This is a genomic window from Pseudomonas sp. UBA6310, from assembly GCF_002438225.1.
GTDB lineage: Bacteria > Pseudomonadota > Gammaproteobacteria > Pseudomonadales > Pseudomonadaceae > Pseudomonas_O > Pseudomonas_O kuykendallii.
Genome location: NZ_DJTK01000077.1, coordinates 19488 through 27496 on the forward strand (window position 1 = coordinate 19488; position 8009 = coordinate 27496).

Genomic DNA, 8009 nt, shown 5'->3' on the forward strand with positions numbered 1-8009 from the left:
TCGAAGCCCCCGTGCGGTGATCCCGCGCGGGGGCTTCGGGTATTTGCGTCGAGCCTCGGAAGGGCGGCGCGGCTTCGGTCGCCCGGCCCTTCTTTTCAAGGGGGAGTCGCCGCCCTGCCTTACCCAGGCAACCGGATGCACCTCCCAGGCCCCTCGCAAGACTCCTCTTCCCGTCATGACTTGAGAGTTGATTTATGGACGGTATTTTCCTGCAGCAAATGATCAACGGCCTGACCCTCGGCTCGGTCTATGGTCTGATCGCCATCGGCTACACCATGGTTTACGGCATCATCGGCATGATCAACTTCGCCCACGGCGAGGTGTACATGGTCTCTGCCTACCTCGCCGCCATCGCCATCGCGGTACTCGGCTTCTTCGGCGTGCACTCCTTCCCGCTGGTGATTCTCGGGACCCTCATTTTCACCATCGTGGTGACCGGCGTTTACGGGTTCGCCATCGAGCGCATCGCCTACAAACCGCTGCGCAACTCCACCCGCCTGGCACCGCTGATCTCGGCGATCGGCATGTCGCTGATCCTGCAGAACTACGTGCAGCTCAGCCAGGGCGCGCGTCAGCAAGGCATCCCGACCATGCTCGAAGGCAGCCTGCGGCTGCACGTCGGCGAAGGGTTCGTGATGATCACCTACACCAAACTGTTCATCATCGCCGCCGCCATTGCCGGCATGCTGGCGCTGACCTTCATCATCCAGCGCACGCGCCTCGGACGCATGTGCCGGGCGACCCAGCAGGACCGCAAGATGGCGCAGATCCTCGGCATCAACACCGACCGGGTGATCTCCTACGTATTCGTCATCGGCGCGTCCATGGGTGCCCTGGCCGGTGTGCTGATCACCCTGAACTACGGCACCTTCGACTTCTATGCCGGCTTCATCATCGGCATCAAGGCGTTCACCGCCGCGGTGCTCGGCGGCATCGGCTCGCTGCCCGGCGCGATGCTCGGCGGGCTGATCCTCGGCGTGGCCGAGGCGCAGTTCTCCGGCATGGTCAACACCGACTACAAGGACGTGTTCAGCTTCTCGCTGCTGGTACTGATCCTGATCTTCCGACCGCAAGGGCTCCTGGGTCGTCCCCAGGTGACTAAGGTGTGATGCCCGTGAGCACTTCTTCCATCGATATCAAGAAAAGCCTGATCGACAGCGTGATGGCCGGGCTGATCGCCCTCATCGTGTTCGGTCCGATCGTCGGGGTGGTCCTTCAGGGCTACGATTTCAACCTGCAGTTCGACCGTGTCGGCTGGATGGTGCTGGTGGTCATGGTCGGCCGCTTCGCCCTCAGCCTGTTCCTGCAGACCTCGCGCGGCGCCGTGGTGCTGCAGAGCTTCGAGAGCCCGGCGGGCGGTGTCGGCGTACTGCCGCCGGACTACAAGTCGCGGCTGCGCTGGATCCTCCCGGTGCTGGTGCTGCTGGCGGTGGCGTTCCCGTTCTTCGCCAACAAGTACCTGCTCACCGTGGTCATCCTCGGCCTGATCTACGTGCTGCTCGGCCTCGGCCTGAACATCGTGGTCGGCCTGGCCGGCCTGCTCGACCTGGGCTTCGTCGGCTTCTACGCCATCGGCGCCTATGGCCTGGCGATGGGCTACGAGTACCTTGGGCTGGGTTTCTGGAGCATGCTGCCGCTGTCGGCGATCCTCGCCGCGTTCGCCGGCATGTTGCTCGGCTTCCCGGTGTTGCGGATGCACGGCGACTACCTGGCGATCGTCACCCTCGGCTTCGGCGAGATCATCCGCCTGATCCTCAACAACTGGCTGGCGGTGACCGGCGGTCCGAACGGCATGAGCGCTCCGGCGCCGACCTTCTTCGGCCTCGAGTTCGCCCGCCGTGCGAAGGATGGCGGCACGCCGTTCCACGAGTTCTTCGGCATCTCCTACGATCCGAACCTGAAGTTCCTGTTCACCTACGCCGTGCTGTTCCTGGTCGTGCTGCTGGTGCTCTACATCAAGCATCGCCTCACCCGCATGCCGGTCGGGCGTGCCTGGGAAGCGCTGCGTGAAGACGAGATCGCCTGCCGCGCGATGGGCCTCAACCACGTGCTGGTGAAGCTCTCGGCGTTCATGCTCGGCGCCTCCACCGCCGGTATCGCCGGGGTGTTCTTCGCCACCTACCAGGGCTTCGTCAACCCGGCTTCGTTCACCTTCTTCGAGTCGGCGCTGATCCTCGCCATCGTCGTCCTCGGCGGCATGGGATCGACCATCGGGGTGGTGATCGCCGCCTTCGTGCTGACCGTCGCCCCCGAGTTGCTGCGCAGCTTCGCGGACTACCGCGTGCTGCTGTTCGGCATCCTCATGGTGGTGATGATGATCTGGAAACCACGCGGCCTGATTCGCATCAACCGCATCGGCATAGCCCCACGCAAAGGAGTGGCGCCATGAGCGACGTCATTCTCTCCGTCGACTCGCTGATGATGCACTTCGGTGGCATCAAGGCGCTGAACGACGTGAATTTCTCCGTCAAGCGGCATTCGATTTCCGCGCTGATCGGCCCCAACGGCGCCGGCAAGACCACCGTGTTCAACTGCCTCACCGGCTTCTACTCGGCCACCGGCGGGAAGATCCTGCTCAACGCCCAGGGCAAGCAGACCGACGTGATCAAGGTGCTCGGCGAGCCCTTCGCGGCGGACGACTTCGTCAAGCCGGCGCAGTTCGGTTCGCGGGTCTGGTACAAGATGTTCGGCGGCACCCACCTGGTGAACCGCGCCGGCCTGGCGCGGACCTTCCAGAACATTCGCCTGTTCAAGGAAATGACCGTCCTGGAAAACCTGCTGGTGGCGCAGCACATGCTCGCCAACCGCAACATGTTCGCCGGCATCTTCAACACGCCCGGCTACCGCAAGGCCGAAAGCACGCTGCTCGACACCGCGTTCTACTGGCTGGAAGTGGTCGACCTGGTGGAGCACGCCAACCGCCTCGCCGGCGAGCTTTCCTATGGCCAGCAGCGCCGCCTGGAAATCGCCCGGGCGATGTGCACGGCGCCGGAACTGATCTGCCTGGACGAACCGGCCGCCGGCCTCAACCCCGCGGAAACCGAGGCGCTGGCCGGGATGATCCGCCTGCTGCGCGACGAGCACGGCATCACCGTGCTGCTGATCGAGCACGACATGGGCATGGTCATGAGCATCTCCGACCACATCGTGGTGCTCGACCACGGGCTGGTCATCGCCCAGGGCGGGCCTGACGACATCAAGAACGATCCGAAGGTGATTGCCGCCTACCTCGGCGCGGAAGAGGAGGAAGTGGCATGAGTTCGCCGATGCTGGAGTTCAAGGACGTCAACGTCTTCTACGGGCAGATCCATGCCCTCAAGGGCGTGAGCATGCACATCAACGAGGGCGAGACGGTCAGCCTGATCGGCGCCAACGGCGCCGGCAAGTCGACCCTGCTGATGTCGATCTTCGGCCAGCCGCGGGCGAAGAGCGGGCAGATCCTCTATCAGGGCACCGATATCAGCAAGAAGTCGGCGCACTACGTGGCCTCCAACGGCATCGCGCAGTCGCCGGAAGGGCGCCGCGTATTCCCCGACATGAGCGTGGAAGAGAACCTGCTGATGGGCACCATCCCCATCGGCGCGAAGTTCGCCGACGAGGACATGCAGCGCATGTTCGAGCTGTTTCCGCGCCTCAAGGAGCGCCGCAATCAGCGCGCCATGACCATGTCCGGCGGCGAGCAGCAGATGCTCGCCATCGCCCGTGCACTGATGAGCCGACCCAAGTTGCTGCTGCTCGACGAGCCATCGCTCGGTCTGGCACCGATCGTGGTGAAGCAGATCTTCTCGACCCTGCGCGAACTGGCGCAAACCGGCATGACCATCTTCCTGGTGGAGCAGAACGCCAACCACGCGCTGCGCCTCTCCGACCGCGCCTACGTGATGGTCACCGGGCAGATCCGCATGTCCGGCACCGGGCAGGAACTGCTGACTAACCCGGAAGTGCGCGAAGCCTATCTCGGCGGTCACTGAGCGACACCTTTGCGCCCGGTGTGGGTGGCGAGCCTGGCTTGCCACCCACACCGGGCTTTTTATTGGGCGCAGGTTTTCCGGGCTGCGTGCGGAGAGCGCCCTTGAGTGTGAGAGGGGGGGTACGCATGGCGCACCCTACGCTGTATTCGTGCGATCGAAAGCGCCGCCGGAGTTGTTCAGGGAAACTGTGGAGCGAGCTGTGGATAACGTGGTGGCAGAGCGCTGCGGGCGGCTGTCTGCGCGGCTTCCGGAGGTTTGATCGGAATTTGACCGGATGGTTGAATTCCAAGGGAAAACAGTCAGTTATTGAAGACCTTGGCGCTCGGTGAGGCGTCGGCGAGTTGTCCCCAGGAGCTGTGGATAGTCTTGTGAATAAGGCGGGGAAGGACGCCGCGACCAGCCTGGGGACGCGGCTTTCAGGGAACTGTGCGTTTTTTGTGCTGTCGCGGGTTTTCCACGTTTGCCTGTCGCGATCAACTGGCGGCCTTCACCGGGCTGGCCTCGCGCACGGTCATCGATTCGGCCAGCAGCGCGGCGGCCTCGCGCAGGCGCGGCACGCAGTCGAGCAGGTCGTTGAGGCTCTTGCGCGCGGTGGGCGCATGGCAGGCCAGTGCCGCGACGCAGTGACCGGCGGCGTCGGTAATGGGCACCGCCACGGCGGCCATGCCGCGGACGAACTCCTCGCTGTCGATGCCCACGCCGCGCGCCTTGATCCGTTCCAGCTCGGTCTCCAGCAGGGCCGCGTCGGTAAGGGTGCGGTCGGTCTGCCGGGTCAGCGGCAGGTGCGCGAGCATCCGCTGGCGTTGGCTGGCGCTCATGCTCGCCAGGTACAGCTTGCCGCTGGCGGTGCAATGCAGCGGCACGTGGGTGCCGGGCTCGACGTGCAGGCGAAGCGGCTCGCGGGTTTCCACGCGGTCGATGTAGAGCACCTGGTTGCCGTCCAGCGCGGTCAGGTTGCAGGTTTCGCCCAGCTCGGCGACCAGTTCCTCGAGGATCAGCCGGTGACGCTGCAGCACCGCCTGGTTGCGCAGCGCATGCAGGCCCAGCTGCCGGGCGTGGGGTCCGGGCAGGTAGGTCTTTTCGTCCAGTTCGCGGATCAGGTAACCGTGCCGCTCCAGCGCGGCGAGCATGCGCAGCAGGGTCGCCTTGGGCGCCTGCAGGCGGTCGCTGAGTTGCGCCAGGGTCACCGGCTCGCTGGCGCAGACCACGGCCTCGAGCGCGAGCAGGGCGCGCAGGCTGCGGTCACCGTTGCCCAGGGCTTCGCTATCCATCGCCTCTACATTCTTTTTTGAATCTTTTCGTTCCATTTTCTGGTTACCTGTTCCGGCCGGCAAATGGTCTTATTTATCTTCATTACTGATTTATAAAGGCTTTCTGCGGTATTTGGAAATTCTGCCGGCGGTGGCCTCATGGGAGAAAGACTTCTGGTTCCATGAAAGTGGTCCGTAATGTTTTAATTTTCAAGCGTTGTTCGGATTTATGAAATATAAAAACAAGAGGATTCCCGAATGTCACGCGCCTACGACTATGTCGTTGTCGGCGCCGGTTCCGCCGGTTGTGTACTGGCGAACCGGTTGAGCGAGAACGGTCGATACAGCGTCTGCCTCCTGGAGGCCGGGCCGCCGGACCGCTACCTGTGGATCCACATTCCCATCGGTTATGCCAAGACGATGTTCCACCCCGTGTACAACTGGGGTTTCTACACCGACCCCGACCCGGGCATGCACGACCGCAAGATCTACTGGCCGCGCGGTCGCGGCTTCGGCGGCTGCAGCTCGGTCAACGGGCTGATCTACATCCGCGGACAGAAGGCCGACTACGACGCCTGGGCCGCCGCCGGCAACGAGGGCTGGAGCTGGGACCAGGTGCTGCCGTACTTCCGCCGCGCCGAACACAACGACCTCGGCGCCGGGCCTACCCGTGGCACCGAGGGCCCGCTCTGGGCCTCCAGCATCAAGGCCCGCCATCCGCTCACCGAAGCCTTCATCGGGGCCGCCAACAGGCTCGGCGTGCCACGAGTCGACGATTTCAACAGTGGCGACCAGGAGGGCGTCGGCTACTACCAGCTGACCACCCGCAACGGCCTGCGTTGCAGCACCTCGGTGGCCTACTTGCGTCCGGCCATGGGTCGGCCGAACCTGACGGTGGAGTCCAACGCGCACGCCGAGAAGGTGCTGTTCGAAGGCACCCGCGCGGTGGGCGTGCAGTACCGCCAGGGTGGACGCTCGCTGAGCGTGCGCGCCAACCGCGAGGTGATTCTCAGCGCCGGCGCGCTGCAGTCGCCGCAGTTGCTGCAACTGTCGGGCGTCGGCCCGCGCGAATTGCTGCAGCAGTTCGGTATACCGCTGGTGCATGCGCTGCCGGGCGTCGGCGAAAACCTGCAGGATCACCTGCAGATCCGCCTGATGTACGAGTGTACCCAGCCGATCACCACCAACGATGACCTCAACTCGCTCGTGCGCAAGATGCGCATGGGCATGCAATGGTTGCTGACCCGCACCGGCCCGCTGGCGATCGGCATCAATCAGGGCGGGCTGTTCACCAATGTCCATTCGCCCGACGGGTTGCCGGATATCCAGTACCACTTCGGCACACTCAGCGCGGACTCCGCCGGAGGCAGCGTGCACCCGTTCTCGGGGTTCACCATGTCGGTCTGCCAGTTGCGTCCGCAGAGCCGCGGCTACGTGCGGATCAAGTCCGCCGACCCGATGGACGCGCCGTCCATGCAGCCCAACTACCTGTCCGCCGAAATGGACCGGCAGACCGCCATCGCCGGCGTCCGCTACACCCGCAAGCTGGCCGAAACCGAGCCGCTGAAGAGCCTGATCCGCCGCGAGTACCGGCCCGGTCCGGCGTGCGAGAGCGACGCCGAGATTCTCGAATTCTGCCGTGAATACGGCGCCTCGATCTTCCATCCGTCCGGCACCTGCAAGATGGGCAACGACCCGCTGGCGGTGGTGGATCAGCGCCTGCGTGTTCATGGTGTGCAGGGGCTGCGGGTGGTGGACTGTTCGATCATGCCGACCCTGGTTTCCGGCAACACCAACGTGCCGGTTGTCATGATCGCGGAAAAGGCCTCGGAGATGATCCTCGAAGAGGCGAACCAGCCCTCGCTCAGCCAGCGAGTCCCATTGACTTCGACGCGTGCAGAACTAGAAGCCCAGGCATCCTGACCGAACTCCACGTGACGGACCTGCCAACGGCGCCCTGCGGGGCGTCAGCGGAGCCTGTCGCTTAGCAAAACAAAAATAGGAGCACTGCCATGTCATCGCAAAACTCGTTACGCAAGGTCGTAACCGCCAGCGTCATCGGCGCCACCATCGAGTGGTACGACTTTTTCCTCTACGGCGTGGTCGCCGGCATCGTCTTCAACAAGCTGTATTTCCCCTCGGACGATCCGCTGGTCTCGACCATGCTCGCCTACGGCACCTTCGCCGTCGGCTTCGTCACCCGGCCGCTGGGCGGGGTGATCTTCGGCCACTTCGGCGACAAGATCGGGCGCAAGAGCATGCTGGTGATGACCATGATGATCATGGGCATCGCCACCTTCCTCATCGGCCTGGTGCCGACCTACGACACCATTGGCGTCTGGGCGCCGATCCTGCTGCTGTTGCTGCGCGTGTTCCAGGGCATCGGCCTGGGCGGCGAGTGGGGCGGCGCGGTGCTGATGGCGTTCGAGTACGCGCCGGAGAAGAAGCGCGGCTTCTACGCCAGCCTGCCGCAGGTCGGCCTGGCCATCGGGCTGTGCCTGGCTTCGGGGGTGGTCGGCATCCTTTCCTACGCCCTGAGCGACCAGCAGTTCCTCGACTGGGGCTGGCGTGCGGCCTTCCTGCTCAGCGCGGTGCTGGTGTTCCTCGGCACCTGGATTCGCCTGAACGTGATGGAGACGCCGGAGTTCGCCAAGGTCAAGCAGGAGAACGCCGAGGCCAGCATTCCCTTCATCGACATGATCAAGCGCTATCCGAAGAACGTGCTGGCCGGCATGGGCGCGCGCTACATCGACGGCGTGTTCTTCAACGTGTTCGGCGTGTTCTCCCT

At 64.3% G+C, this 8009-nt stretch carries 7 protein-coding genes; 6 read left to right on the forward strand and 1 reads right to left on the reverse strand.

Annotated elements, in window-relative coordinates:
• Positions 1–194 precede the first annotated feature (194 nt).
• The 4 genes from B3E91_RS19180 to B3E91_RS19195 are packed head-to-tail and all read left to right on the forward strand — an operon-like array spanning position 195 to position 3971.
• Complete coding sequence (locus B3E91_RS19180) at positions 195–1109, forward strand: ABC transporter permease subunit (RefSeq protein ID WP_090223793.1); 915 nt, start codon at positions 195–197, stop codon at positions 1107–1109.
• Complete coding sequence (gene livM / locus B3E91_RS19185; protein WP_090223792.1) at positions 1109–2389, forward strand: high-affinity branched-chain amino acid ABC transporter permease LivM; 1281 nt, start codon at positions 1109–1111, stop codon at positions 2387–2389. The genes B3E91_RS19180 and livM overlap by 1 nt, the downstream gene beginning before the upstream one ends.
• Positions 2386–3258: an ABC transporter ATP-binding protein gene (locus B3E91_RS19190; RefSeq protein WP_090223790.1), complete on the forward strand. Its 873-nt coding sequence runs from the start codon at positions 2386–2388 to the stop codon at positions 3256–3258. Before livM ends, B3E91_RS19190 begins: the two co-directional genes overlap by 4 nt.
• The gene (locus B3E91_RS19195) at positions 3255–3971 is read left to right on the forward strand and encodes an ABC transporter ATP-binding protein (protein WP_090223789.1); all 717 of its coding nucleotides are present in this window, start codon (positions 3255–3257) and stop codon (positions 3969–3971) included. The genes B3E91_RS19190 and B3E91_RS19195 overlap by 4 nt, the downstream gene beginning before the upstream one ends.
• A 473-nt stretch (positions 3972–4444) precedes the next feature.
• Here B3E91_RS19195 and B3E91_RS19200 read toward each other — a convergent pair whose 3' ends face one another.
• Positions 4445–5242 (reverse strand): IclR family transcriptional regulator, encoded by a 798-nt coding sequence (locus tag B3E91_RS19200; RefSeq protein ID WP_245728116.1) that lies wholly within the window; start codon positions 5240–5242, stop codon positions 4445–4447.
• Between the two features lie 237 nt (positions 5243–5479).
• Between B3E91_RS19200 and B3E91_RS19205 the strand changes: the two genes are divergently transcribed.
• Positions 5480–7144 carry a GMC family oxidoreductase gene (locus B3E91_RS19205; protein WP_287031025.1) on the forward strand — a complete coding sequence of 555 codons (1665 nt, stop codon included), beginning with the start codon at positions 5480–5482 and terminating at the stop codon, positions 7142–7144.
• A gap of 89 nt (positions 7145–7233) precedes the next feature.
• Positions 7234–8009 (forward strand): MFS transporter (locus B3E91_RS19210; RefSeq protein WP_287031026.1); only part of this gene is annotated, 776 nt, incomplete at its 3' end.